Origin of the sequence: Streptomyces sp. NPDC088706, assembly GCF_044752765.1 — a bacterium.
Taxonomy (GTDB): Bacteria; Actinomycetota; Actinomycetes; order Streptomycetales; family Streptomycetaceae; genus Streptomyces.
The window spans coordinates 35,695-60,151 of the sequence record NZ_JBIVLW010000022.1 but is presented as its reverse complement, the minus strand read 5'-3'; the positions used below and the strand labels follow the sequence as shown (position 1 = coordinate 60,151).

Here is a 24,457-nt window from a genome sequence, read left to right as displayed (position 1 = left end):
CAGGTGGGGACATGTCCCGGACGTGTCGGCCCCCCGGCCGGGGTGTCCCCAGTGGACACCCCGCCCAGGGGCCCGACACCCCCCTAGACACCGCCCAGACCTGCACAAACAGGGGCAAAGCCACCCCCCAGGACACCGCCCCGACACCCCGAAACCCCGCGCACAAGGAGTCGAGACCCGATGGACGTCACCGCCCGCACCGCCCCCGCCGAGCCGGTCCTCTACCGTCCCGAGCCCGTCGAGACGGCCGCACTGGCGACGACCCTCCCGTACCTGTCCCCGGTGCCCATCCCGGGCGCCGTCGAGGCCGTCACCCCCAACGGCGCCCGGGTGTGGCTCCTGGTCTCCAAGATCGAGCCCACCGGCCCGGCCGCCGCCCCCGCGGCCCCCCAGTCCGCGCCCGTCCCCGCCTGGGCCAAGACGACGGCGCTCCTGGCCCTCTCCCTGTCCGGCTCCTCGGTCCTCGGCGCCTACGCCCTCGGCCTGTTCGCCGAGGGCCTCGCCGCCCTCGTCGCCTCGCTCGTCCTCCTGGCGAAGTTCGCGTTCGTCCTCGCCCTCGTCCTGGGCCTGTTCGTCGTCGTCGTCAAGCGTCGTGCCGGCGGGGGGAGCGTCACCGCCGAGGCCACCAGTACCGCCACCGCCCGGGGCCTGTTCGCCAAGGCCACGGCCACCGCCACCGCAACCGCCATCGCCAAGAAGTAAGGAGACCCCGCCCATGAGTGCGATCAAGGTCCGCGGACCCCTCAAGATCGGAACCGACACCCTGCGGTGCCCCGGCCGGGGTGAACGCGACACCCCCCGCGAGCTCACCCTCATGTCGAACGGGAAGGCCGTCACCGCGACGTGCGGCCAGAAGCACAAGGGCGAGGACGGCGGGCGCCGCGCGCAGTGCTTCTTTCCCGTCGAGCAGCTCACCGCCGCGAACCTCGCCGTCCTCGCCCAGGGCAAGCCCGGCCGCTTCCGCCTGACCCTCACGGACGGGACCAAGGTCGAGGGCATCCTCGCCACCGTCGGCGCCGCCGCGGCCAATTCGACCGCCGCCCGCGCAGCCGCCGCCGCGGACGCCAAGAGCGGGAAGACCGGCCAGGCCGGGCCCGCCAAGCCCGCCGGTCGGGCCACGGGCGGGGCGATGACGGCCGCGTTCGGCGCCCTCGCCGCCGTGGCGGGCGCCGCCGGACAGATCGCCACCGCCGGGGCCTCGGCCGTCGAGTCGGCATCGAGCCTCGGCCGTGAGGGGATCGGCGTCGCCCGCGACGGCATCCGCGAGGCCGGGGCGTACGGCGAGCGCCGGCACGAACGCAAGATGCGCGGCGGCGGGGACGGCGGGGACGGCGGGGACGAGGACTGACGGCAGGAATCGAGCGCCCCCGGGGGCCGGGTGAATCGGCCTCCGGGGGCGCCGTCATGTCCGGTGCCTGCGGCGGGCTGAGGCCGACCTCGAACACCGGACGACACTTTCAAGTCAACTCACAGTTGGACTTGTACTTGAGATACAACTCGTGCCATGGTTGACCCACCGCAAGACACCGAAGGAGACGCACCCTTGAAGCTCACCGACGCACAGACCGAGGCCCTCCGCCTGATCCTCGACAACCCCCGCGGGGTCGTCGCATGGCTGCGCGGCGAGACCGGTTTCCTCAAGATCCACGGCAACACCGAGAGGCGGCTCCACTCGCTCGGCCTTGTCGAGGCCGTCAAGGTCGGCACGAACACCCGCGTCGTGGGTACCGAGCGCGTCGAGTACGACGTCACCGTGTGGACCCTCACCCGAGCCGGGTACGACGCCCTCGGCGTCGAGGCCCCGGCCGCCGAGGAGACCCCGGCCGCCGAGGAGGAGGTCCTCCTCCCCCTCCCCGAGCGCTTCCGCACGGCGTACGAGGCCGAGCTCGCCGAGACCCACGCCGACGCCGACAGCGCCCCGTACCGGCAGGTCTGGCAGCACGTCACCAGCGGACGCCCCGTCGCCCCTCGCTGGCTCCTCGGCCACCTCGCCGACGTCGCCGCGCTCCTGGCGGACCTCGTCGAGGAGTCCGAGGAGCACCCCAACACCCGCGCCACCCGCAGCCGCGGCGCCGCCGAGCTCCTCGACCTCCTCGCCCGCCACGGCGCCCGCCCCTGGCCCGCCGTCGGCCACGGTCTGCGCCCGTGGGGCGACGAGGCCCCGCACTGCGAGGACTGCGCCGGGCAGACCGGCCCCCGCCCCCCGGCCGCCGTCACCGCCGCCGAGGCCGCGGCCGACGAGGAGCGCACCGCCCGACGGACGGCGTACGAGGCCCGCCTCGCCGCCGAGCTGCGCAAGACCGAGGACGAGATCGCCGCCGAGTACGGCGATCACATGCGGACCGGCGCCGCCGTCGAGTGGACCAACCCCAGCAACGGAGAGGCGGCGTACGGAGTCGTCCAGTCGGTCTACCGCCGCCACAACGGCAAGGCCGCCGCGGACGTCGAGCTCCTCGGCCGCTCGGGCGGGTCCATCGACGCCGAGCAGCTCGGCCCGATCACCGGCCGGTGCGGCGCCGCCCTGCCCACCGACCCGACCCCCTGCGACGGCGCCCCGACCGTGACCGTGCTCGACTCCTCCAACGCCGGGGCCGAGGGCTGCGAGCGCCACGGCGCCCGCCTCCTCGCCATCCTCGACGGCGGCCGGGTGTACGCCCTGCCGACCGCCCCCGAGGGCGCCGCCCTGCGGGTCCACCGGTCCGCCGGGACCGCCCGCCCCGCCGTACGCGTGACCAGCCTGCGGGAGCTCGTCACGACGGCCCCGGCCCCCGTCTTCCGCCCCTTCCCGCGCTTCACGCTCGAACCCGGCTGGGTCGACGTGGACGTTCCCGGCTGGGAGCTCAAGGGCGACAAGGAGTCCGGCGAGTACCTGAGCGACTGTCACGAGACCTTCCGGCCGGACGACTCGAACGCGGATATCGAGGCCGCCATGGAGTGGGCCGAGCAGCTCATCGGCGCCCGGCAGGAGTGGGCCCACGTCCGCGAACGCGGCTTCGACCGGTGGGAGGCCGGCACCCGCGGCTGACCCCACCGCACACCGCAGTACCGGGCCCCGCTGGGTGAATCACCGGGGCCCGGCCCGACCCCCAGAGAGGAACCACCACAGTGAAGACCGAGACCCGAAACAACGTGGTCCACACGATCCCGCTCGGGACCGCCCGCCTTCGCCTCCTGGCCCTCGGCCTCGTCCGCACGGCCGTCCCGGCGCTCGCCGCCGTCGTCGCCGCGTGGGCCGTCGAGCCGCAGCTCAACGCCGACGGGTTCGCCCGCGTCGCGTACCTCGTCCTCGTCGCCGTCATCGCCCTGTCGGCCGTCGACAACGCCCTCGTGAACGCCACCGAGCGCGCCTACCGCCGGGCGTACGGCCGTGTCCACGGGCCGCGCACCTGGTCCTGCGAGGACTGCGGGCGCCTGATCACGGCCCGGGAGTGGACGCCGTTCGACGCCGCCGCGTTCGAGACCCACCTCGCCGACCCGCGCGCCCACGGCTGCACCCACAGCTGACCCGCCGGCACTTCCCGGGGGCCTCGCCCGAGGCCCCCGACACCGCCCAACTCCGAGAGGAAACAGCCGACATGACCGTCAACCGTGGTGCCGCCTTCCCCGCCGTGTACGCCCTCCTGCGCGTGGCCGCCGACGTCGCCGACCACTGGGTACAGAGCGACCACCAGGCGCAGCACAAGGCCAAGCCCGGTGCCGAGGGGCACAAGGCCCTCGCGGGACACGTCGCCTCGTATGCCGCCACGCAGGCCGCCGCGCTCCTCGTCGGGAACCGCGTCCTCGGCCTCGGCCTGCGCCCCCGCAGCATGGCCGCCGCGCTCGCCCTGTCCGCGAGCACGCACTACCTGATTGACCGCCGCTGGCCGGTCCGCAAGGCGGCCGAGGCCACCGGGAAGGCCGCGTTCTACGAGCTCGGCGGCCCCCTCGGCGGTGCGTACCGGCTGGACCAGGCGACACACCACCTCGCCGAGGGATTCGCCGCGTACCTCGCCGTCCGCGACTGACTCGACCCGCTCGACCGCCGGGCGGCGCCGCCGCCCGGCATCCCTCGAACACCGAACCGCACTTTCAAGTCAACTCACAGTTGGACTTGTACTTGAGATGCAACTCGTGCCATGGTTGACCCACCGCACCACACCGAAGGAAGGGACCGCCCCGCATGAACAACGAGATCACCACCCGCGACATGACTCCCGAGACGACGTTCACCGCTTCGGCCACCGGCCCCGTCCTCGCCGATGTCACCTGCCCCGACGGCACGGTTACCGTCACCGTCGACCCCGCCGCGACCGTCGCCCGCGTCCGCGTCTTCACCGAGGACGGCCCCGACTCCCCGGCCGCCGACGCCGCCCGGGGCGCCCGCATCCAGCAGAACGCCGAACGCCTGGTCGTCGTCGTCCCCAAGGTCAAGCAGAACGGCGCGAACTTCGGCGGCAACACCTTCCAGTCGTTCGGCGGCGGCGTGACCTACATCAACGGCGTGCGGTACAGCGGCAACGTGACCGTGGTCAACGGACAGGTCATCGGGGGCGGCGCGCAGGGCCTCACGCGCGGTGTCGAGGTGCACGTCACCGTGCCCGCCGGTTCCGGTGTCCAGTACAGCGGCGAGAACGGCAGTCTTCACACGTACGGCACCGTCGCCGCCATTCGGGCCGAGTCCAGCAACGGCAGCATCAAGGCCGAGACCGTCGGCCGCATCGAGGCCGAGGCGGGCAACGGGTCGATCAAGGTCGGCACCGTCACCGAGTGGATCGACGCCGACGCGAGCAACGGCTCGGTCAAGGTTGACAACCACATCGGCAACGCGGCCCGCGTCCGCGCAGGGAACGGCTCGGTCAACTTCACCGTCGGCGCCAAGGCCACCGGCCGCATCGACATCAAGGCGGGCAACGGCACGGTCAAGCTCTACGGCGTGCGCGGCCGTGACGACCTCGACGTTCGGGCCACGGCCGGCAACGGCAGCGTCAAGAAGTTCTGACCGCACGACAGCACCCCCGGCCGGGGCGGGACTCCCGCCCCGGCCGTTCGCATCCCAGAGAGAGGGTTTCACCATGACCGCCGATACTGGCCCCGGCCCCCGCGGGCTGGACCTGTACCGCCAACTCGCCGACCTACAGCACGAGTCCGACCGGCTGCGCGTCGCCGCGGCGGCGCGCATGGCGTTCGAGGACGTCGTCGCCCGACACAACGAGATCGGGTGGAAGGACGGCGTCGACCCGCGCGAGGCCGAGGCGATCCGGGAGGAGGCGGCCGAGTACCTCAGTGGCCGCAGGCCCGTTCCGCTGCCGATCTCCTCGGCCGAACTGATCGCCCACGCCCGCCGCCGGATCGAGGTACTCGGCCGCCTCGTCGAGGCCGGGGTCGAGGAGGCCGCCGAAGGTATCGCCGGGGCCGAGGCCGAGCTCGCCGACGAGCTGCGCAAGGTCGAGGCCGCCGGGTGCGTGTTCTGCTCCATCGCGGCCGGGATCGCACCGGCCACCGTCGTACGGGACTGGGGGGACGTCCTCGCCATCCGGCCGCGCGGCGGGGTCAACGAGGGGCACCTCCTCGTCATCCCCCGGACCCACGTCGAGAACGCCGGCACCGACCCGAAGGCGTCCGGCCGCGTCATGGAGTGCGCCGCGGAACTGATGGCCGAGCACCCGGCCGCGAACATCATCACTTCCAAGGGTGCCGAGGCGACACAGACCGTCTACCACCTGCACATGCACGTCGTGCCCCGCGCGGCCGAGGACGGCCTCCCGCTCCCGTGGACCCCGCAGCAGACGGCCGCCGCCGCGCGACAGACCGAGGGGGAGAAGTGACCGTAACCGTGGTGTGGGCCCGCGAGCCCATCCCGACGAGCGGCCCGTCCGTGTTCCTCGCCGGGCCGACACCCCGCCTCGGCGGCGACGTCGAGTCCTGGCGCCCGGCCGCCGTCGAGGCCCTCGCCGAACAGTGGACCGGCCCCGAGATCCTCACCGTCCTGACGCCGGAATCCCGAGGAGGCAAGCGCGCCGCCCACTATGACGATCAAGTCGGATGGGAGACCGCCGCCCGACAGGCTGCGACCGCCGTCCTGTTCTGGATTCCCCGTGACCTTGCCGCGCTGCCAGGGTTCACGACCAACGTCGAGTTCGGCCTCGACATCGGCACCGGCCGCGCCGTCCTCGGCTGCCCGCCGGACTGTCCCAACCCCGAGCGCAACAGGTACTTGATCTATGTCGCCCGCCGCCACGGCGCACCCGTGTGCGAGACGCTGCCGGACACCGTCGCCGCGGCCCTCGCCCTCGTTCGGGCCCAGCCCGCGCGGGACGACTCGGAACCCGAGCCTGAGAGCATCCGCTACACCGCCGATGTGGTCGCAATGACGCCGTCCGGCGATGTGTTGCTCATCGAGCGAGGGTGGCCGCCGCATGAGGGGTCGTGGGCACTGCCGGGCGGCCATGTGGACCAGGGCGAGACGAGCCGCGCGGCAGCGGCCCGGGAGCTGGCCGAGGAAACCGGCGTCCACGTCCCGGCCGCTGACCTGCGGGAGATCGGAGTCTTTGACCGACCCGACCGTGACCCGCGCGGCCGATACGTCACCACGGCCTATCTCGCCATCGTCCCCGCCGGCACCCCGTTCGCCGCCGGGGACGACGCCCGCACGGCCCGTTGGTGGCCCGCCTCCAACCTGCCGCCGCTGGCCTTCGATCACGCCGAGATCCTCGACCGGATCACCACCGACCCCGAGTTTCCGGCCGCGGCCGACATGCTCATGGTTGACCTGAGCGGCGAGCGGGGCGGCCCGCTCCCGGACGGCATCGCCTGAACGTAGGCACCCATGCGGGAGCGCGCGGCGAGGGGTCACCCTCGCCGCGCGTTTTCCTGTCACTGGGGCATGGCAGTCTTACCGGCGACGACGTGAAGGGGGGCCGGATGGCACACAACCTTGACCAGGACCGCCGGGCGGCGGGCGGGTTCTTCACCGGGGCCGTGGTGTGTGTCGTGCTCGCCGCCGGAACCGGCAGCACCGGCCCCGTGTGGTTCGCGGCCGGAATGCTGATCAGCTCCCTGATGTACTTCCGGCGGACGATGCCGCGGCGGCCTTACGCCTACTGGCCCGCCTGGGTAGTCGGCGCGACGCTCGCCCTCCTCCTCGCCTGGGCCCAACCCGGAGCGTCACGCCTGGGCCTGCTACCCCTCGCCGGGGTCGAGGCCCTCGTCGCCCTGGTCCTCGCGCTCCTCTGGTTCCGGCGCCGCAACGGGCGCGGCGACTGGATCGTGTGGCTACCCGAGGAGGAGCTCCTCCTACGCCGAGAGTGGTCCCGCCGGGATGCGATCCGGTGGGCCGAGGACGACTACCGCAAGCCGTGCGCCATCAGCCCGTTGGATGACTTCCCGCACATGGCGAGTGAGGCCCCGCTCTACCCGGAGCGCGACCGCCCGTTGTACCGGTCCCCACGTCTGGGGGGCCAGACCTGACGCCGCACACGGAAGCGCCCGGCCCCGAGGAGGGGCCGGGCGCTTCCGTGTCGAGGGCGGGGGAGAGGGGCGGCCTACATGCGGCCCCCGCTCGCACGTCGGGCCCGCTGATCGGCCAGGGCCGCGCGGACGGCACGCGCGTGATCGACTCCGATCCGCAGCCGCTCGGCACGCTCCCACAGCTCGTGTCGCCGTCCATCGGGTATTCGCAGCTCGTCGAGCAGCCGCTCGCCGCCGGTCCTCATTTCCATGCGCCCGGCTCCATCAGGGCGTATCCCCACTGGGCCGCCCGAAAGCGAAGGTGTCCGGTGTCGCGGGTGTGCTCGGCCATCCACCGCGCGAGCTCCTCCCCGTCCGGGAGGAGCCCCGAGTCCGCGCCACACTCGGTGTCGTCGCCGGACACGCACACCGCCTGATGATCCGGCAGGCCCAAGGGGTCCGGGGTGATCTTGTACTCGCGGAACCGGTAGACCGCCCTCGTCACCGTGTCACCTCAGCCGCTCGCCGTGGTGGACAGGTGCGACGTGCTCACCGGTCTGCGGGTCGCGCGAGCTCACCGTCATGGTGAGTTGGTACTCCCACAGGCCCGCCACCGGGCCCGGCACCCGAGCAAGGGACAGGGAGTGCGGTTCGAGGCCGGGCGACTTCCGGGCGACGTCGGCGGCGGCCTGTAGGGCGTCCGCCGGGGTCGTGCCCGTGCACACCAGGACGGTGAGCGCGCTCACCGTGACGTCGCTGGACGGGTCGAGCCGGTCGAGCGCGCCGACGGCTTGACTGGCCTCGTCGAGGGAGCGCACGAGATCGTGAGCGAAGGGGGGCGTACGGTCCGCGTGCAGGAGCTCGACGCCGTCCTCGACGGGGCGGCGAGTGGCCGGCAGATGGGCACCCGGACCAGGGTCGGGGCGGGGAGTTCCGTTCGTTGAATGCGCCATGTCCGGACCGTAAGGGCCGACGGGCCGGGGGTGAGCACGCACGGTGCGTGCCTTGTTCCGCAACCCCGTATGTCCCCAGCTCACAGAAAATGAGCGACGCACATACAGGCAGGTGAAGGCGACAAAGCGGCCCCCCGGAGGGTGAATCACCGGGGGGCCGCCGCGGACCAGGGTACGGCGCACTGCGCCGCAGAACCGACAGGACCCCGGAGTCAAGGCGCGGAGACTCCGGGGTCCTGCGGGGGCCGTGCGCAGCTCCCACGGGGGGAGGAGCCGCACACGGGGTCAACAGGCGCGGGCGTGCTCCTCGCGCAGCGCCTCGGCGACGAGGACCGCCTCGCACAGCCGGACAGGGTCAACGTACCGCCCGCCGCCGCGAGTTGGACGGCTCAACCATGCAGCCACGTACCCGCCCGTCGGGCCGTGCGGGACGACGAGCCATGTCCCGGCCGTGAGCGCGCGCACGGCCTGCGGGCCGCCGTCGACCGCACGGGCCGCCGTCCCCTCGGGCACCAGGACGATGAGCTCGCTCCGTGCGTGGTCGGCGAACACCGGATGTCCGGCGTCGAGGGGAAGGTCGAGGACGTCGAGCGCCGCGAGGCCGCGCTCAAGTGAGGCGATGGCGAGGGCTTCCCATCGGCCACCGACGGTGTCCCACGGCGTGCCGACGGCGGCGAGGGAAGTAGCGCCACGGCCGGCATGTCGCAGCCGGTCGAGCGTCTCGTCATCGGGGTTGAGGAAGTCGGCCCACCTACGGGGGGTGTTCTCAGGAGTGGCCATATCCGGACCGTAAGGGGCGTACAACAGGAAGTAGGCACGCACGGTGCGTGCCTTGTTCCCCGGCCCGGAGAAGCGCCATGGAAGCACAGGGAATCGGCCGCCGCGTCGCCTATTGGCGAGAGCGCCGTCGGATCACGCAAACCGACTTCGGCGCCCTCATGGGCCAGTCCCGCCGGTGGGTGCAGGATCTCGAAGGCGGCAAGCGACAAACCGACCCCCGCCTCTCCGTCCTCGAACGCGCCGCCGCCGTACTGGGCATCACCTTGGACGCACTCCTCACCGACGGCCCCGGCCGCCAGTGCATTGACGGCGTCGAGCTCGACGCCATCCGGGCCGCGCTGCAACGGCACGACGTGCTGACCGGAACCGCCGATGACGACCCGGCCGCCCCGCTTCCGCTCGGCACCCTTCACGGCCGCCTCGTCCACGCCCGCACCGCCTTCCAGTCCGGCCACTTCGCCAGCCTCGGCCGCCTGGTCCCCGAACTCCTCGTCGACACCAACCGGGCCGCCGCACGCCACCACGGCGACGACCGCCTCGGCGCCTTCCGCCTCCTGTCCCTCACGCTCGAACTGACCGAGGCCGCCGGCATCAAGTACGGGGACCACGACTTAGCCCTCATCAGCGGCCACCGGGCCGTGGCCGCGGCCGAGCGGTCCCAAGACCCGGTCATCATGGCCTCGGCCGCCCGGCACCTCACCGACGCCATGACGGCCCAGGGGCAGGCGCAGGCCGCCGCCGCGTTCGCGCTCGCCGCCGCCGCCCGCCTCGAACCCGACCTTCGCACCCGGGGCGCCGACGGCCTGTCCGTCCTCGGGATGCTCTACCTCAAAGCCGCCATGGCCGAGGCCACCATCGGCGCCTCGGACGACCGCCGCGCCTCGACCGCGGCCCGCAACGTGCCCGGCCTCCTGGACCAGGCCGACGAGCACGCCGAGGAGCTCGGCGCCGACGGAAACGCCGTCTGGACCGCGTTCGGCCCGACCAACGCCCGGTTGTACCGCGTGGCCGCACACGTCCAACTCTCCGAGGGCGCGGACGCCGTCGCCGTCGCCGCCGACATCCCGAACCCCGCCCGCGCCACCCTGCCCAAGGAACGCCGCGCCCACCTCCTCACCGACCTGGCCCGCGGCCTCACGCAGGCCGGACAACGCGCTAAGGCCGTCGAGACCCTCCTCGACGCCGAACGCGAGGCCGAGGAAGAGGTCCGGTGCCGGCCGCGCACCCGCCAACTCGTCGAGGACTTGCGCCTCCTGGGGGCCGGTTCCGCCGACAGCCGCTTGCAGGCGCTCGCCTCGCGCTGTGGACTGCCCGGGTGACACAACGCACCCTGTACCTGATCTCATGTGCCGCGCCGCCCGCCCGGCACCTCACCGTCCCTATCCGCGGCGCCCAGGCCCGCGGGTGGGACGTCTGCCTCGTCCTCACCCCCAGCGCCCACCGATGGGCCGCCGAGGACCCCGAGGGCAACCTCGACGAGCTGCGCGAGCTCACCGGCCGAGTGGTCCGCCACGAGTACAAGCTCCCCTCACAGGCCGACGCGTTCCCCGACCCGGACGCCCTCCTCGTCGCACCCCTGACGAGTAACAGCCTGAACAAGTGGGCCGCCGGAATCTCGGACACGCTCGCCCTCGGCCTGATCACGGAAGGGATCGGCCTCGGCCTGCCGATCACCGCCCTACCTCACTGGAACGACGCCCAAGGGCGACACCCGGCCGTCGCCCGCAGCGTCGCCGAGCTGCGCGCGGCCGGGGTGACGCTCCTCCTGGGGGACGGCGACGCACCCGGGTTCGTCCCGCACAAGCCCCGGCATGGAGACGTTCACGCCTACCCGTGGGAGCTCGCCCTCGACGCCCTGCCGACGCCCTGACGAACCCGCCCTTCCCCGCGCCCGGCTCCCCAGGGGCCGGGCGCGCGTTGTGCCCGGTGAAACCCGACGGCGCCCCGGTACGGCCGTGCGCGAGGATCACAGGGCACGCCCCGCCGGGCGTGCGGGACAGAAAGGGGGAGACGTGGAAGCCCTACCGAACCCGAGGGACCTCGTCGACGGACTACCCGGCGGCGCGCTCGGCCTCGGCGGGGGCGGCCTGTTCGCTGTGCTGGTCGTCGTCGCGGTGCTCGCCAACCAAGGCACCCCGGCGGACCGCGAGAAGTTCAACCGGAGCGTTGAACAGTTCTTCGGCAACGCCGCCGCCGGCATCGGCCGGTACCTCACCGGCCGCGAGCTCACCGGGGAGACCCGCAGCGAGGCAACGTGGTGGAAGGCAGGCGCACCCCTGCCCGACGACAAGGCCACCGAGACGCCCGTCGAGCAGCTCGGCGCACGCCCCGGCGCCCCGGCCGCCGTCTCGTTCGACAAGCCGTCCAAGGCCCGCCGAGCCGCCCGCGCCGCCACCGCCCCGGTGCGCATCCTCGGCGGCGCCCTCGCGGGTATCTGGCGCGTTCTGCGCGCATGGTCCCGGTGGCCGTACGCCGCCCGCTCGGCGGCCCGCCTCGCGCCGATCCCGCTCGTCTGGGGGTGGTGGCGATTCCCCGCCGAGACCGAACTCGCCCTTTACGCAATCGCGTTGGCCGCCTTTGTCGCAGCCCTCACCAGCCCGGCCGGACTGGGGTGGTGGCGCATCCGCCCCGTGTGGACAGATGGACAAATCTACGGGCCCGGCGTCTGGGTGGCGGTGCGTCAGATCCTCCGAATGGAGGACACAGAACCGCGGTCGCGTTGGCTCTCTGTCCCTGACAACGTCCGCGCGGACGGCGCTCGAATTGTGCTGCGCATTCCGTCGAGTTGGATCGGTGCACCCGAGTCCGTCGCGGCAGTCGAGCGCATCATCGAGGAGCGGGTACCCGGCGAATGGGTGCCCCAATGGGAGCGCACCGGTAAGGAGCATTACGTCCAGTGGACGCCCGCGCCGAAGCCCGCAGCGAAACCCGTCCTCCCCGAATACGTGCCGTGGAAATCGACGGGAGACCCGCGCCGCGTATTCGTCGGCCTCGCAATCGAGAGAGATTCGATTGTCGACGTCGTCGTTCAAACGCAGTCCGCAACGCCGCATTGGGGTGTGGCCGGTGCCACCGGTTCGGGTAAGTCGACGGTGCTTTACATTCCCGTCGTGCACGGCCGTATGAATGGCGAACTGATCGACATTCTCGACACGAAGCGGAACAGCCTCGCCGAGGCCGAAGGATATTCGGGCGTCCGCATTCACAAGACGGTGCGCGAATGCATCGCCGCATTCGCTGAATTCCTCACGTCGATGATGGCGGCCGAAGCGGCAATGCAAAAGGGTGCCGATCCGGCACTACGTGCCCAGCTCGTACCGCGCACACTCGTTGTCGACGAATTGCCGACCTTGATCAAGCTCGCATATACGTGGTGGCGCTACGGTCTCAAGGGAAAGGGAACCCCTCCTTTCCTTGACTGGCTCTCTATCATTCTCCTGCAAGGTCGCTCCTCGAATCATCGCGTCGTCGTCGGGACGCAGCAGTTCGCCAACGCATTTTTCGGCGGCACGATGGAACGCGCCCAGATCGGCACGAAGATTGCCGTCGGGCAACAGGACCGCGTTTCCTGGGGCGTGGCATTCGGGCAGAGCACACCCGTTCTCGGATTCGACACCGACGTGAAGGGACGCGGCGCCTACTCGGATCAGCGGAAAGACCCCGACGCCGATTACCTGTACGTGCGGGAGATTCAGCCGAGCTACATCACGCCGGAAGTCGGACAGTTCCTTTCGATGTGCCAGCAGGCCCCGGCCTGGTTCGATGCCGGCGCCATGGCCCCGTGGATTACCCCCGACGTCCTCGACGAGGTCAACGAGACCGCCGCGACGGGCGCGTTCCTCCCTGGGGGCAAGTACGGGCCTGCGGCGCTCCCCCCTGTCGGCTCCACGGCCGCGAGGGGGATCACGGGGGGTTCGCCCAGCTCACAGCAGACGACACCGGCCCTCACGACAGGGGGCACGACAGGCGGCACGACAGGTGCCGGCCCCGAGCTCGTCCCGGCCGCGGCCGAGGACCAGGCCGAGGACGTCGTCGAGACCTACAGCCTCGCCCAGGCGTTTGAGCGCGGCATCATCCCTCACAAGCCGAGCACCATCCGGACGTATTTCAAGCGCGGTGAAAAGCGCGGAATCAAGGCCCCGGAAGGCATCACCGACGGACAGACTTCCTTTTACAGCGAGGAGGAGCTCACGGCCTGGCTTGCGGAATGGCAGGAATGGCAGGACAAGAACAACACCGCGCCGCCGCCGCGAAAGAGCACCGAGGCAGACAAGGAAACCGAGGAGGCCCCGAGTGCATAATCCGGACCAGGTGAAAGAGATCGCCCGGGACTATCTCGCCGAGGAGGGCGCCGACCTGAAAAAGGGAAGGGCCGCGTTCCTCTCGGTCGATTTGGTTCACGGCCGTATCCGCGCATACGCGGCTGATGAGTACGCGGATATCGCGCCTGTCCTCGTCGGTAGCGGGTGGCACATGCGTTGGCCTATCCCGCCTATCGGGAACCTACGGGCAAACGCGCTAATCGCGGATGCGGCAAAACACGCGGATAACCTTTTCAACATGGTTTCCCTGCGGATCGAACCCGACCCGCACGGCGTAACTCTGTACGCCGGTGCCGGAACCGCGATTGATGCAATCCAAAGGCGTTGCGCGGAAGAGTGGAGAACCCACTACGAGGCCCCCGAGCGGGCCTAAAAAGAAAGCGGACGGGGGCGCCGAGTGGTCAATCGGCGCCCCCGTCCGCGTTCGTGGCGGATGGTTTCTCTCTTAACGAATCGAGCAATTCCGCCGGTACTCCGAAGGCTCTGGAAAGAATCGGGAACCAGCGGGGCGGGACTTTCTGTCGCCCACGCTCGACATGACAGTACGTCGATTTCGACACCTTGAGTACGCGGGCAACGTCCTTTGCGAGCATTCCAGCGGTGAGGCGGAGAGACACCAGCGAAAGCGATTCGCCGTCCTCGATCAGCTCGGGAACTGGTACGCCGAGGACATTCGCAAGGAGTTGCAGCCGATCAGGTCGGGGAAGTCGCCCCGTTGTTTCCCAGGTCGACACCGCGGCCCGTGAACAGCCCAAAGCGGCAGCCAATTGACTTTGCGTCATCCCGCGCTTTCTGCGCAGGTGCCGCAGCCACTCACGGCGTATGCGCACCCGTCCTGCCCCCCGTCTCGTTTGGCCGTGTGGGGCGGCACTCTAGCGCCCTTGATCACCTCCGTGGACGGCCGTGTCACGGCCCAGCCACAACCCGCCGGGGTGGTTACCAACTTCTTTGACGCTGTGATCGAACCCGGCATATGGTCGATCATCGAGTGGCCACATGTGCCCAAGTGGGCGTAGTAGCGGGGGAGGTTACGGGGAGTGGTGTCGCTTGGAACCATCGCCCGGAAGGTCATGGGCCTACCGGAGCCAACCGGCAAGGACGGGACCGGCGAGAAACCGACGGTTGGTGTCCCACGGCAGGCAGACGAGGCGCCGCCCCGGCCGGTGAATCCGTGGGAGTCCGCGGGCGCCGAACTGCGACAGCAGACCGCCACCGGCAAGGCCGGGAACAGCACCCGAACCGCGCCGTCGAGAACCTCCTCGGGCACCCCGTGGACGCCGCAGGACGAACGGTCGGGCGCCGTGTTCTTGAGGCGCCTCGGCCGCGGCCTGGTCTGGTTCGTGGTCGTCCTCGCCGCCATCACCGGAGTGCGCGCCTGGTTCATCCCGCCGAAAGCGCCGGCACCCAAGGCGCCCACCACGAAGACCGAGGCGGCCTACCCCGAGGAGGCGGCACAGGCCGTCGCCGCGAGGTTCGCCCGCGCCTACCTCGGGTGGGACGAGAGCAAGGCCGCCGAGCGCGAGCAGCTCCTCGCGGCCGTCCTGCCCCCGGACACCGACGCCACCATGGGATGGGACGGGCACGGCCGCCAAGACGTGCTAGCCGTCCAGCCGGGCGCCGTGACCAAGACCAAGAACGCCCAGGCGCGCGTACGGGTCGAGGTCCTCATCCGGCCCGTGGTCGAGACCGAACCCGCCAAGGACAAGAAGAAGGCGGAGACCCCGGCCCAGGAGGCGGCCCGATGGGTCGGCCTCGACGTGCCCGTTGCCGAATCCGGCGGACAGATCGTCGTCACCGGACGGCCCGGCCTCGTCGGCATCCCCAAGCACGGACCCAAGGCACCGGACACGCCCACGACGCAGACGGACCCCGAGCTGAGCACGCAGACCGAGGGGGCCGTCGACAAGTTCTTTTCGGCGTACGCCGCAGGCGACACCGACGCCGTCACGGCGCCGGGCGCGAGCGTGCCGGCACTCCCGGCCGGGGTCGAGTACAAGGGGCTCGTCTCCTGGTCCGCGGACGCCGGAAGCGGCGCAAGTCGCACCGGTACCGCCCGCGTCTCCTGGTCCCTCGGCGGGGCCTCGGTCGAGCAGGTCTACCGCGTGACCATCACGCAGGTGTCGAGCTCGGACGCCCACCGTTGGCAGGTCGACGACGTCCTCGGCGGGTCGGCCTGACCCGTCATGTCCCCAGCTCATAAATCATGAGCACCCGTCATAACTCCTGGCTAGCCTGCCCATTCACGTACAAGGGGGAACCCGTGGAACCTGTGCACCGCCTCGTCGAGCTCGCCGCGCCACTCACCACCGGGGCGGAGCTCAAAGACTGGATCTTGATTGTGGTGGGGAACCTCTTCGCCGCGTTCCTCGCGGTGAGGGCCCTCGGGCACTTCCTGAAAAAGGAGTGGGGCGAGATGGTCACCCTCGGGGTGGCCGCCGTGTTCGTCGGCGCGATCATCTGGGCCCCCGACACCGTGCAAGGGTTCCTCACGGGCGTGTGGGGCAAGGTCTCGGGGTCCGCCTGATGCGCGTAGGGCACACGTACACCAGGCATTTTGACCTTGAGACCAAGCAACACGAGTTGCTCGGCATGGACTTGGGGGAGGGGGCGCCGCGCCGCGCCCTCGTCCTGGGGCTCGTGCTCTACGCCCTGTGGACCGGGGCCCTGTTGCTCCTGTTCGGCCTCCCGTCCAAGATCACGTTTACGCTCTACTTCCTGCCCCCGCTGATCACCGCCGTCTACGGCACGCAGCGATCACGGATAGTCGAGCGCCGATGGAACATCACCCGGTGGAGCATCGGGGTTCGGTACCTCGTCCTCGGACACCGTCCGATCATCAGCGCCGGGCGCCGCGCCGCCAACCGAAGCGAGTGGATCAGCCGCCGTGCCCGGTGGGCCGGTAAGGCCGAGCTCCTCGCCGAGTCGCCGCTCGGGCCGCTCGTCGAGCGTTGGCTCGGCGCCGAGGAGTCCGTCCCGCCCGGTGCCGGCGCCCCGCTTCGACTCACCGCACGCCCTCGCCTGTACGGCCCTGACGCCGTCGGCAAGGCGTACGGCCGCAAGGCAATGCAGCAGTACAGGGGGAACACGTCGTGAAGGTTCTACAGAAGGTCGGGACGTTCCTCGGTGTGGGCGGTGACCGCTCGGCGATGCCGCCGCAGTACGTCGCCCTCGCCGACGGCCTCGTCATCACCGACAGCCACACGGAAGCGTGGTACGTCCTCGCCTCCTCGAACACCGACCTCATGTCGGAGACGGCCCGCGACGGCGAACTCGACGCCGCGAACTCGGCCCTCGCGCGCACCCTCGCCGGGCACGACTGCCACCTTCGGGTGTTGTGGTCCCCGCTGCACGCCGAGGACTACGCCGCCGAGGCCGCCGAGATGTTCACCGCCGGGGACTGGCAGGAGTGGGCACAGATCCGCGTCGGCCGCCTCGAACAGATCGCCCTGCCTACGCGTCACCTCCTCCTCGGCGTGCGCCTCACCGAGCGCACGGGGCAGGCGCAGAAGCTCGGCCGCCGTGGTGTCGAGGGCGGCCTCGGCCTCAACTCCTCGACCGTCGGTTCCCGTGAACTCGCCCGCCTCGACGCGCAGATGCGCCGCCTCGGCCGACGGCTGGAGTCCTCCCCGTGGAAGGCGCAGCCCGCATCCGTCGAGATGCTCGCATGGATGATCAGCCGCGAGCAGCACCGGGGAACCCCCCTGCCGGCCCCGCGTGCCGGTGTCATCGCGGGCGCCAAGTTGGCGGCCCTGACGCGCGGGCGCATCCTGCCCCACCCCGACCACCTGCGCGTGGTCGACGGCCACGGCGACGTGACGGCCTGGGTGTCGGTGCTGACCATGTCGGGGTTCCCCGAGCAGATGGAGAGCCCCGGAAACGGCGAGTGGCTGCGCGTCCTCTCCGAGATCAACTACGTGCCCGACGTGGACGAGGACGACCTCGACCCGGACCTCGACCCGGCCGCGCTCATCCAGCCCGTCAGCCCCGAGGCGTCCGTACGGTTCCGCGTGATGCCCAAGCGGGACGCCCTCAAGAAGGTGGACGAGGCCCGCAGGTTGGCCAAGGAACAGCGCCGCAGCGCCTCGAAGGCGTCGGCCGAGGACCCCGGCCGGGACATCGAGGAGACCGAGGACGTGATGGCCGAGCTCACCCGCGACATGCGGCGTGAGGACGTGACCCTCGTCGAGGATCACCCCCGGCTGATCGTGACGAGCGAGACGTCCCTCGAAGACCTCCGGGCCCGGATTGACGCGGTGATCACGCACTACGGCGGGTTCGGGATCGAGGTCACCGTCGGCGAGGAGGAACAACGCGAGCTCTGGCTCGAAGTGCAGCCGGGGGACCAACTGCGCGTGCCCGACCTCGGTCACGTCCGCGACGTCACGGCCCTGTCCGGCTCCTGGTGGTGGGGCGGCGCCAAGGTCGGCGACGACCGCGGCCCCATCGTCGGATACCTCACCGGCAGCACGCCCGGCACATTCCGCAACGACGTGACGGCCGGGTCCGACCGCGGCGACGCCACGACGACGGCTTTCGTCGGCCGGTCCGGACGAGGCAAAACCACGGCCATGATGTTGAGCCTCCTCGACGCCGGATTCCGCGGCTCCTACGCCCTCGCGCTGGACTTCAAGGGGGATCTTGGCGGCCTCGTCACCGCGGCCCGCCGCTACGGCCTGAACGCCCACCTCATCGAGACCGGCCCCAAGTTCGCCGGGGCCGTCGACCTGTTCACGCTCCTGGCGTCCGAGGGTGTCGACGTCGCCCGTGGTGAAGTGCCGGCGCAACTCTCTGTTGCCATCCCCGAGTGGCTGCGCGAGGCCGGGGCCGAGACGCCCATCACCCGCGCGGTGAACGAGGTCATCGCCCAGGGCGAGCCCGCCACCTGGAAGGTGATCGAGTACCTGCGACAGATGGACGACGAGCTCGGCCGCAAGGCGGGTGAGGCCCTGTACGAACTCGCGCAGAACGCCTTGGGTGCGCCGTTCATGGGCCGCCCGACCGGCGCCGGGGCGCCCATCAGCCCCGAACCGGGGATCTTCGTCGTACAGATGCCGGGCCTCTCCCTGCCGCAGCCCGAGGAGGGCCGCCGGGACTGGACTCCCATGAAGCGCCTGAGTGTCGCCCTCATGCACTCGATGTTGGCGTTCGGCGTCACCACCGCAGGCCGTCGAGACCTGCGCGGCCTGCGCAAGGTGGTAGCCGTCCCGGAGGTCCACGTCCTCACGGCGACGCGGGAAGGCTCGTCGTTCTTGCAGTACATCGCCCGAGTGGGCCGCGCCCTGGCGACGTCGCTCCTCCTCGACACGCAGGACCCGGAGTCGCTCGTCTCCATGGTCGGTGTCCTCGAACAGCTCACGACCGTGGCGGGCTTCCAGCTCACCACCCGCGAGCAACAGAACGCGTTGGCCGAGCTCCTCAGCCTGCCCAAGGACGCCCACAGCCGCGCCCTGATTCAGTCCGTCGGCCTCCTGCCCGACGGCGAGATTCGGCACGGCCATTGCGTGATCCGTGACCGCCGGTTCTCCTGCGCCACCGTCCAGTGGGACGTACCGAGCGAGGAGCTTTTGAAGCTCCTCGACACCTCACCCAAGGCGGCCGACCAGTCCGCCGACGACGGCCCCGTGAGCATGGAAAAGGTGAACGCATGATGCGCAAGACGACGGCCGTCGTACTGGCCGCCGGCATCCTCGCTCTTGCTGGGTGCTCCTCGGACGGCGACGGCGGAACCAAGGACGCCAACCCCAGTGCCGGCGGGCCGCAGGCCCCCCAGGACGATGCGCTCGTGAAGGTGGCCCAGCGCTACCAGGAGGCCGCCAACCGCCTTGACTGGAAGGCCGCTTGCGGCCTCAGCTCCTCCCGGCTGCGCGGCGGCACGGTCGAGGAGTGCGCCGACCGGCTCACCGTGGACGAGCCCACGCCCGACCCCAGCGAGTCGAGCCCCTCGCCGTCGTTCTCCCCGCCGACGTACGCCGACGGCTCGACACCCGAGCCCGTCGCGTCCCGTACGCCCACCGGGCCGGACCGCGCCGACACCGGCCCCGTCTCGGCCTCGGACGTCGTCGAGGTCTCGGCGGTCGAGGACCACCCGGCCGGGTACGGCGTGCTCGTCACCTACACCGTGAAGTGGCCCGGCAAGGACGCCACCACCACGCGCCGCGCGCTGCGCCTGGTCCAGCAGGGCGGGGCCTGGCTCGTCGACCAGCACGAGGACGTACAAGAGGGCGACATGGGGCACGGTTCGCCGGTCCGCACCGCCCTGTCAGGGGGGTAACAGTGCTCGTCTACTACAACTTGCCGCGCCTGCGGACCGTGTTGATTCCGCTCCTGTTCGCCTTCACCACGTTGATGGTGTTCGCCGGGCACGCGCACGCCGCGGATATCGACCCAACGGGAGTCGGCGACCTCATGCCGTCGCCCGACAATAAGGTGCCCGACGGCGAGGGCACCCTCTATGAGACGTACAGCAATCCGTCTCTGTGGCAGCTCGATTCCGATTTCGGCAAGTGGGACATCCTCGACCCGATGGCCGAAGCCATCGCGGATATCTGCATGGGCCTGATTGCCGTACTCGGTACAGCGTGCATCGTGATCGTGCAGTGGATTTTCCAACTGACCACGATTCCGGAACTTGAGAACGCCATCACCAAGAGCATCGGCGGGGCCGCCAAGGGCCTTACGGTGACGCTCCTCCCGAGCGCGCTCGCCGTCGGCGGCCTGGTGGCATTCGTGCAGCACCGGAAGGGCGGCGGGGGCGGGGGCCTGTCGCAAATCGCCTGGGTGCTGATCTCCGGTGTGGTCTCGGTGTCGCTCCTGACCAGCCCTCAGACCTGGGTCGGCGGCATCGACAGCGCCCGTCAGGTCGGATCGAGCGTCACCATGAACGCCACGTCGCAGGGCCTCGGCGACGGGTCGGGCGACTTCCCTTTCAAGCTCGACCATAAGCCGAAATTCAGCGGCAACGGCAGGGATGACGCCCTCCGTAAATCGAGTGATGCCGTGTGGCGCGCATATGTGGCGACCCCGTGGTGTGTCGCGGAATTCGGCTCTTTCGAGGTCTGCGAGAAGTACGGCAAAGACCTGTTGGACAAGGGCAGCGACAAGGACAAGCGCAAGGAATGGTTGCAAGACACCGTCGATGACGATGCAGTCGGCGGCGACTCCGTGAAATGGCGTCAGGGGCATAGCCCCGTCGGCCGGATCATGGTCACCATTCCCGCTCTAATCTCCGTGATCCTGTTCGCGGCGCTAATCCTGATGCTCGCCTTCACCTCGTTGGCGAGCCTCCTCGGGGCCCTCATGCTCCTGTTGACGGGTGTCATTTTCGCGTGCCTCTGGGTCATCCCCGGCCGCCCCCGCGAGTGGGGTCTCGCCTGGTTCGATCAGCTCCTCGCGCGGACCCTCGAAAGCCTCATCGCAACGATGGTCCTCGGCGCCGTCCTATCCCTACAAGCCGCCACGACGCAGATGTTCGGACAGTACGGGTGGCTCCCCACCAGCGGCCTGAGCATCGCCGCCGCCATCGTCGGGATGAACTTCCGGGCCGTCGTCGCCCAAATCTTCGGCGTCCGCGGCACCACCTCCGGAATGCTCGGCGGCCTCGCCCTCGCCAAGCTGATGAACCGAGGCGGCGGAGGCAGCAGCCGCCGAGGCGGCGGAGGCGTTGACCATCAGCCCGTGCGCACCCTGCCCGGCCGCGGACGTCGCCGAGGCGGCGGCGGAGGAGGAGGCGGCGGGGGCGGCGACGACCTGCCGCAGCTCCCCGGCGGCGGGGGTGGCGCAGCCGACGACATGAACGTCGTCCTCACCCGCGTACCGCGCCACCGGCCACCCGCGCCGGCACCCCGCCCGCTCCCGGCTACGGCCGGTGCGGGGGCGGGTCCGGCACTCCCGCCCGGCGGTGCCGCCGCGACTGCCGGCGGACGCTCCGACGCCCCGGTGATCACGCTCGACCGCGAGCGGTCCGACGTCACCGGCAAGGCCCGTTCCACCCTGCCCCCGCAGCCGTCGAGGCCCCGCGCCGGACTGCCCGGCGGCAAGGAGGGCACCACGGCCGCGGCGGGGACCACAGGGGCAGGAGCCACGCGTCCGGCCATCGGGTCGGGGCCGACACCGGTCATGCGCCCGGAGAACGGCGGGACGCCGAACTACGCCTTCCGGCAGGCCCCGCCGCCCGCGCGGCCGGGCGATCCCAAGATCATTCAGGCGACGGTAATCCGCAGCACGCCCAACGGTCCGCCACCGCGGCCGACCGGGAGCACGCAGCCGCCGCCCCGCGCCACCGCGCCGGCACGCCGCCAAGCGGCCCCGGCGGTCCCGGCGCCCAGGAACACCGGCCGACGGGGGTAAGCCATGACGAAGAAAGACGAACCGACCCCGGAGGAGTGGCGGGAGATCCTCGCCTCGTACTCCTACCCGGAGGAGGTCAAGAAGACGAAGGGCCGCCGCGGACGCCGCGAGGCCAAGCGCGAGCACCGCGAGGACGTCCGGCGCCGCACGAAGGAATGGGTTCGAGAGGAACGTCGCCGCGACCCGATCCGTCCGGCCGGGGCCCTGGTCATCGTGTTGGTGATCCTGGGCCTCGGTGTCGGGGCCCGCTTCCTGTGGCCGAGCCTCCTCGGCGAGAGCCACAAGGGCGACCACGTAACGGCCACCGCGAGCCCGACCCCCGGCGCCCAGGACGAGGCGCCCGCGGCGACGCCGAGCAGCCCCTCGGCGTCGCCGAGCTCCTCGGCGGCCGTCGACCTCAGCAAGCCGGACCACGTCGCCGAGGAGGCCGTACGGATCTACCTCACCCGCAACCCGCCCAAGGACCAGGACCACACGGCGAGCGTCCTCCGGGCCGAGCCGTACATGACCGCGGCCCTCGTCGAGAACCTCGCCGGGCACACCGACCCGGGATGGTCCAAGCTCGTCAGCCGCGGCGGAGTCGCCACCGTGAGCACGGTCAAGGTCGAGCCCGCGGGCAATGATCTGCCCGTGGACACTCCCGTTCGTGTCTGGCGGAAGACCACGGCGAAGGTGGACGTCGAGGGGTACGAGGATTACAGCGAAACCACCGTGCTACAGGTCGAGTTGACCAACGGCGACGGCGACGGGTGGCGCGTCTCCCGAATCCTGGGGCTGTAGTGGACGGACGCGACGCCGTCCGGACCATCGGCCGTTTCGCCGGGACCGGGCTCAAGATCAAGGCCACTGCCATAGCGTCCGTGGTGTTCGTGATCTTCCTGTTCGTCGTCGGCATCTTCGGTGCCGGCATCGGCGGGAAGGCGTTCGCCGACTCCTGCGGCGAACGCGGAACGCCCGGCGTCGACTACGGCGACGACGGCGGGGGAGAGGCCCAGCAACCAACCGGCAACATCCGGAAGAACCAGATAGCGAACGCCAAGATCATTGACAAGGTGGCCGACGACGGCGGCCTGTCCGGACGCGCCTCGCTCATCGGCCTGATGACTGCCCTACAGGAGTCGACCCTCCTCAATCTGGATCACGGCCACCTCGACTCGATCGGCCTCTTCCAACAGCGGCCGTCGCAGGGCTGGGGCACGAAGACACAGATCATGCAGCCCAAGTACGCGGCCGGGATGTTCTTCTTCGGCGCCAACCGCGACACCACCGCCGGCATCCACGGCCTGACCGACATAAAGGGGTGGGAGACGATGGGCCTCGGGCAGGCCGCACAGAAGGTGCAGGCGTCTGCCCACCCCGAGCTGTACGACGGCCAGGAGGACGCCGCCCGGCAGATCGCCAAAGAGGCCGGCATCGACCTTGACCGCCCCGGCAAGGGCGGCGACGCCGACGAGGACCAGGGCGACGACACCGCCACCACCAACCCGGACCAGGACGACGACCCCAACGCCGAGTGCTACCCCGAGAGCGCCAACGACCGCCCCGGCAAGCCCGGCGCCGCCTTCCACGATGGTGACGCCCCGTGGCCCGCGAACGTGAAGAACCCCCGCAGCACCGCGGACGCCATCGCCTGGGCCGAGAACGAGGCCAAGACGGGCGGCAAGGACTGGTATCGCGCCTGCCTCGCGTTCGTTGCCCGGGTGTACGGCTGGAGTTTCTCCGGGACGCCGTACGCCATCGACCACTACCGCGAGATGCCGGCCAGCATGAAGCACGACAAGGACCGGAACCCGCCGCCCGGTGCCCTCATGTACTGGGAGACCGGCGGCCGGGCGGGTCACGTTGCCGTGTATCTCGGTGACGGGAAAATTGCCAGCAACGACATTCTCAGACCGGGTTACATTGACGTCGTACCCGCCACCGACATTGAAAGCAAGTGGGGTTCTACATACGTCGGTTGGGCACCACCGTATTTCCCCAAGGGTGGATAGATCGGAGAAAGACCAATGACCATCACTGACCCCGACCAGATTCCCGCAACCCCGATCTACACCATCACCGTCAGCTCGAACGGCGTCGCCACCGTCAACGGTGAGAAGGTCACCGAGGCGGGCCTCGACGCCAACGAGGCCCGCGTCCGCGCCCTCGCCGAGGTCCGGATCAAGGCGGCCTTTCACGGCCGCCCCGTCCGCGTGCTCGCCAAGGAGGCCGACGGGGCGGCCTGGCCCCTGATCGTGGACGTCAACGGCGACGTGATGACGCTCGACCGCCCACACCCGACGGCACCGGCACCCGTCCCCGCACAGGCGCCCCCCGCGGCCCCCAGCTCCCCGGCCGCGCCGGTCGAGCCCGTCGTGACCCACGTCCCGGAACCGGCCCCCCAGCGAACAGCGGTCGGCACTCAGCCCCGCACCGCACCGCAGCCCGCTACACCGGATGCCGGCCGCGCCACGGCCGCCGTACCGCCCGAGTGGGCCGCGCCCCTCCCGCCGCAGTACGCATCCGTCTGGGCCGAGCTCGTCGCCCACGAACGTGCGGGACGGCTCGTTGTGAGTTCTCATTCTCGCTGTAGTGGAGAAAGGTCTCTGAACTGCGATGCGGCAGGTGGCTGAGAGGTGTCATGGGCAGTTC

General features: G+C 70.9%; 27 protein-coding genes and 1 pseudogene. 23 read left to right on the top strand and 5 right to left on the bottom strand.

Annotated features, from left to right (window positions below):
* The first annotated feature begins 180 nt into the window (after positions 1 to 180).
* The 10 genes and pseudogenes from ACIQAK_RS30600 to ACIQAK_RS30555 all read left to right on the top strand — a co-directional run bounded on the left by ACIQAK_RS30600 (position 181) and on the right by ACIQAK_RS30555 (position 7,446).
* The gene (locus tag ACIQAK_RS30600) at positions 181 to 702 is read left to right on the top strand and encodes a hypothetical protein (RefSeq protein WP_366392647.1); all 522 of its coding nucleotides are present in this window, start codon (positions 181 to 183) and stop codon (positions 700 to 702) included.
* A 13-nt stretch (positions 703 to 715) separates the two neighbouring features.
* Complete coding sequence (locus ACIQAK_RS30595) at positions 716 to 1,348, top strand: hypothetical protein (protein WP_366392646.1); 633 nt, start codon at positions 716 to 718, stop codon at positions 1,346 to 1,348.
* Positions 1,349 to 1,543: 195 nt separating this feature from the next.
* Entirely contained in the window at positions 1,544 to 3,025 is a 1,482-nt protein-coding gene (locus ACIQAK_RS30590; RefSeq protein ID WP_366392645.1) for a hypothetical protein, read from the top strand.
* Between the two features lie 80 nt (positions 3,026 to 3,105).
* Complete coding sequence (locus tag ACIQAK_RS30585; RefSeq protein WP_023543980.1) at positions 3,106 to 3,504, top strand: hypothetical protein; 399 nt, start codon at positions 3,106 to 3,108, stop codon at positions 3,502 to 3,504.
* Positions 3,505 to 3,575: 71 nt separating this feature from the next.
* On the top strand, positions 3,576 to 4,004 hold the full coding sequence (locus tag ACIQAK_RS30580; protein WP_023543981.1) for a hypothetical protein: 429 nt from the start codon (positions 3,576 to 3,578) through the stop codon (positions 4,002 to 4,004).
* A gap of 155 nt (positions 4,005 to 4,159) precedes the next feature.
* The gene (locus ACIQAK_RS30575) at positions 4,160 to 4,978 is read left to right on the top strand and encodes a hypothetical protein (RefSeq protein WP_366392644.1); all 819 of its coding nucleotides are present in this window, start codon (positions 4,160 to 4,162) and stop codon (positions 4,976 to 4,978) included.
* Between the two features lie 73 nt (positions 4,979 to 5,051).
* On the top strand, positions 5,052 to 5,804 hold the full coding sequence (locus ACIQAK_RS30570; RefSeq protein ID WP_366392643.1) for an HIT domain-containing protein: 753 nt from the start codon (positions 5,052 to 5,054) through the stop codon (positions 5,802 to 5,804).
* Positions 5,750 to 6,154 (top strand): annotated as a pseudogene (locus ACIQAK_RS30565) (nucleoside 2-deoxyribosyltransferase domain-containing protein); the annotation flags it as partial. The gene ACIQAK_RS30570 and the pseudogene ACIQAK_RS30565, both read left to right, overlap by 55 nt.
* Before the next feature lie 165 nt (positions 6,155 to 6,319).
* Positions 6,320 to 6,793: an NUDIX hydrolase gene (locus tag ACIQAK_RS30560; RefSeq protein WP_366392660.1), complete on the top strand. Its 474-nt coding sequence runs from the start codon at positions 6,320 to 6,322 to the stop codon at positions 6,791 to 6,793.
* Between the two features lie 107 nt (positions 6,794 to 6,900).
* Positions 6,901 to 7,446 carry a hypothetical protein gene (locus ACIQAK_RS30555; protein ID WP_366392642.1) on the top strand — a complete coding sequence of 182 codons (546 nt, stop codon included), beginning with the start codon at positions 6,901 to 6,903 and terminating at the stop codon, positions 7,444 to 7,446.
* Between the two features lie 74 nt (positions 7,447 to 7,520).
* Here ACIQAK_RS30555 and ACIQAK_RS30550 read toward each other — a convergent pair whose 3' ends face one another.
* From ACIQAK_RS30550 to ACIQAK_RS30535, 4 genes are all read right to left on the bottom strand, one after another.
* Positions 7,521 to 7,697, bottom strand: coding sequence for a hypothetical protein (locus tag ACIQAK_RS30550; RefSeq protein WP_366392641.1), 177 nt, complete (start codon positions 7,695 to 7,697; stop codon positions 7,521 to 7,523).
* Positions 7,688 to 7,930, bottom strand: coding sequence for a hypothetical protein (locus ACIQAK_RS30545; protein WP_366392640.1), 243 nt, complete (start codon positions 7,928 to 7,930; stop codon positions 7,688 to 7,690). The genes ACIQAK_RS30550 and ACIQAK_RS30545 overlap by 10 nt, the downstream gene beginning before the upstream one ends.
* 4 nt (positions 7,931 to 7,934) lie before the next feature.
* Positions 7,935 to 8,378: a hypothetical protein gene (locus tag ACIQAK_RS30540; protein ID WP_141724720.1), complete on the bottom strand. Its 444-nt coding sequence runs from the start codon at positions 8,376 to 8,378 to the stop codon at positions 7,935 to 7,937.
* A gap of 285 nt (positions 8,379 to 8,663) precedes the next feature.
* Complete coding sequence (locus tag ACIQAK_RS30535) at positions 8,664 to 9,158, bottom strand: hypothetical protein (RefSeq protein WP_141724719.1); 495 nt, start codon at positions 9,156 to 9,158, stop codon at positions 8,664 to 8,666.
* A gap of 77 nt (positions 9,159 to 9,235) precedes the next feature.
* Between ACIQAK_RS30535 and ACIQAK_RS30530 the strand changes: the two genes are divergently transcribed.
* The 4 genes from ACIQAK_RS30530 (at position 9,236) to ACIQAK_RS30515 (ending at position 13,853) form a co-directional block, all read left to right on the top strand.
* Complete coding sequence (locus tag ACIQAK_RS30530; protein WP_366392639.1) at positions 9,236 to 10,477, top strand: helix-turn-helix transcriptional regulator; 1,242 nt, start codon at positions 9,236 to 9,238, stop codon at positions 10,475 to 10,477.
* Positions 10,474 to 11,028 carry a flavoprotein gene (locus ACIQAK_RS30525; protein ID WP_023543992.1) on the top strand — a complete coding sequence of 185 codons (555 nt, stop codon included), beginning with the start codon at positions 10,474 to 10,476 and terminating at the stop codon, positions 11,026 to 11,028. The genes ACIQAK_RS30530 and ACIQAK_RS30525 overlap by 4 nt, the downstream gene beginning before the upstream one ends.
* Positions 11,029 to 11,170: 142 nt before the next feature.
* Positions 11,171 to 13,459, top strand: coding sequence for a type IV secretory system conjugative DNA transfer family protein (locus ACIQAK_RS30520; RefSeq protein WP_366392638.1), 2,289 nt, complete (start codon positions 11,171 to 11,173; stop codon positions 13,457 to 13,459).
* Positions 13,460 to 13,469: 10 nt separating this feature from the next.
* Positions 13,470 to 13,853: a hypothetical protein gene (locus ACIQAK_RS30515; RefSeq protein WP_366392637.1), complete on the top strand. Its 384-nt coding sequence runs from the start codon at positions 13,470 to 13,472 to the stop codon at positions 13,851 to 13,853.
* A 28-nt stretch (positions 13,854 to 13,881) separates the two neighbouring features.
* Here ACIQAK_RS30515 and ACIQAK_RS30510 read toward each other — a convergent pair whose 3' ends face one another.
* Entirely contained in the window at positions 13,882 to 14,310 is a 429-nt protein-coding gene (locus tag ACIQAK_RS30510; RefSeq protein ID WP_366392636.1) for a helix-turn-helix transcriptional regulator, read from the bottom strand.
* A gap of 471 nt (positions 14,311 to 14,781) precedes the next feature.
* Here ACIQAK_RS30510 and ACIQAK_RS30505 point away from each other — a divergent pair, with 471 nt between their 5' ends.
* From ACIQAK_RS30505 to ACIQAK_RS30465, 9 genes are all read left to right on the top strand, one after another.
* The gene (locus tag ACIQAK_RS30505) at positions 14,782 to 15,657 is read left to right on the top strand and encodes a conjugal transfer protein (RefSeq protein ID WP_366392635.1); all 876 of its coding nucleotides are present in this window, start codon (positions 14,782 to 14,784) and stop codon (positions 15,655 to 15,657) included.
* Between the two features lie 83 nt (positions 15,658 to 15,740).
* Positions 15,741 to 16,004 carry a hypothetical protein gene (locus tag ACIQAK_RS30500; protein WP_226599040.1) on the top strand — a complete coding sequence of 88 codons (264 nt, stop codon included), beginning with the start codon at positions 15,741 to 15,743 and terminating at the stop codon, positions 16,002 to 16,004.
* A 65-nt stretch (positions 16,005 to 16,069) separates the two neighbouring features.
* Positions 16,070 to 16,573, top strand: coding sequence for a hypothetical protein (locus ACIQAK_RS30495; RefSeq protein WP_366392634.1), 504 nt, complete (start codon positions 16,070 to 16,072; stop codon positions 16,571 to 16,573).
* Positions 16,570 to 19,128 carry an ATP-binding protein gene (locus ACIQAK_RS30490; RefSeq protein ID WP_366392633.1) on the top strand — a complete coding sequence of 853 codons (2,559 nt, stop codon included), beginning with the start codon at positions 16,570 to 16,572 and terminating at the stop codon, positions 19,126 to 19,128. The genes ACIQAK_RS30495 and ACIQAK_RS30490 overlap by 4 nt, the downstream gene beginning before the upstream one ends.
* On the top strand, positions 19,125 to 19,751 hold the full coding sequence (locus ACIQAK_RS30485; protein WP_366392632.1) for a hypothetical protein: 627 nt from the start codon (positions 19,125 to 19,127) through the stop codon (positions 19,749 to 19,751). Before ACIQAK_RS30490 ends, ACIQAK_RS30485 begins: the two co-directional genes overlap by 4 nt.
* Before the next feature lie 2 nt (positions 19,752 to 19,753).
* The gene (locus ACIQAK_RS30480) at positions 19,754 to 21,826 is read left to right on the top strand and encodes a hypothetical protein (RefSeq protein WP_366392631.1); all 2,073 of its coding nucleotides are present in this window, start codon (positions 19,754 to 19,756) and stop codon (positions 21,824 to 21,826) included.
* A 3-nt stretch (positions 21,827 to 21,829) separates the two neighbouring features.
* Positions 21,830 to 22,606, top strand: coding sequence for a hypothetical protein (locus ACIQAK_RS30475; protein ID WP_366392630.1), 777 nt, complete (start codon positions 21,830 to 21,832; stop codon positions 22,604 to 22,606).
* Positions 22,606 to 23,817: a peptidase M23 gene (locus ACIQAK_RS30470; protein WP_401766513.1), complete on the top strand. Its 1,212-nt coding sequence runs from the start codon at positions 22,606 to 22,608 to the stop codon at positions 23,815 to 23,817. The genes ACIQAK_RS30475 and ACIQAK_RS30470 overlap by 1 nt, the downstream gene beginning before the upstream one ends.
* Positions 23,818 to 23,832: 15 nt before the next feature.
* Positions 23,833 to 24,438, top strand: a complete 606-nt coding sequence (locus tag ACIQAK_RS30465; protein WP_401849469.1) for a hypothetical protein — start codon at positions 23,833 to 23,835, stop codon at positions 24,436 to 24,438.
* The last annotated feature ends 19 nt before the right edge of the window (positions 24,439 to 24,457 follow it).

Excerpts from the sequence above, each read along its gene's own strand:
- ACIQAK_RS30485 (WP_366392632.1), top strand. The coding sequence starts at position 19,125 with ATGATGCGCAAGACGACGGCCGTCGTACTGGCCGCCGGCATCCTCGCT.
- ACIQAK_RS30600 (WP_366392647.1), top strand. The coding sequence starts at position 181 with ATGGACGTCACCGCCCGCACCGCCCCCGCCGAGCCGGTCCTCTACCGT.
- ACIQAK_RS30475 (WP_366392630.1), top strand. The coding sequence starts at position 21,830 with ATGACGAAGAAAGACGAACCGACCCCGGAGGAGTGGCGGGAGATCCTC.
- ACIQAK_RS30595 (WP_366392646.1), top strand. The coding sequence starts at position 716 with ATGAGTGCGATCAAGGTCCGCGGACCCCTCAAGATCGGAACCGACACC.
- ACIQAK_RS30495 (WP_366392634.1), top strand. The coding sequence starts at position 16,070 with ATGGACTTGGGGGAGGGGGCGCCGCGCCGCGCCCTCGTCCTGGGGCTC.
- ACIQAK_RS30540 (WP_141724720.1), bottom strand. The coding sequence starts at position 8,378 with ATGGCGCATTCAACGAACGGAACTCCCCGCCCCGACCCTGGTCCGGGT.
- ACIQAK_RS30535 (WP_141724719.1), bottom strand. The coding sequence starts at position 9,158 with ATGGCCACTCCTGAGAACACCCCCCGTAGGTGGGCCGACTTCCTCAAC.
- ACIQAK_RS30465 (WP_401849469.1), top strand. The coding sequence starts at position 23,833 with ATGACCATCACTGACCCCGACCAGATTCCCGCAACCCCGATCTACACC.
- ACIQAK_RS30580 (WP_023543981.1), top strand. The coding sequence starts at position 3,576 with ATGACCGTCAACCGTGGTGCCGCCTTCCCCGCCGTGTACGCCCTCCTG.
- ACIQAK_RS30570 (WP_366392643.1), top strand. The coding sequence starts at position 5,052 with ATGACCGCCGATACTGGCCCCGGCCCCCGCGGGCTGGACCTGTACCGC.
- ACIQAK_RS30530 (WP_366392639.1), top strand. The coding sequence starts at position 9,236 with ATGGAAGCACAGGGAATCGGCCGCCGCGTCGCCTATTGGCGAGAGCGC.
- ACIQAK_RS30575 (WP_366392644.1), top strand. The coding sequence starts at position 4,160 with ATGAACAACGAGATCACCACCCGCGACATGACTCCCGAGACGACGTTC.
- ACIQAK_RS30550 (WP_366392641.1), bottom strand. The coding sequence starts at position 7,697 with ATGGAAATGAGGACCGGCGGCGAGCGGCTGCTCGACGAGCTGCGAATA.
- ACIQAK_RS30555 (WP_366392642.1), top strand. The coding sequence starts at position 6,901 with ATGGCACACAACCTTGACCAGGACCGCCGGGCGGCGGGCGGGTTCTTC.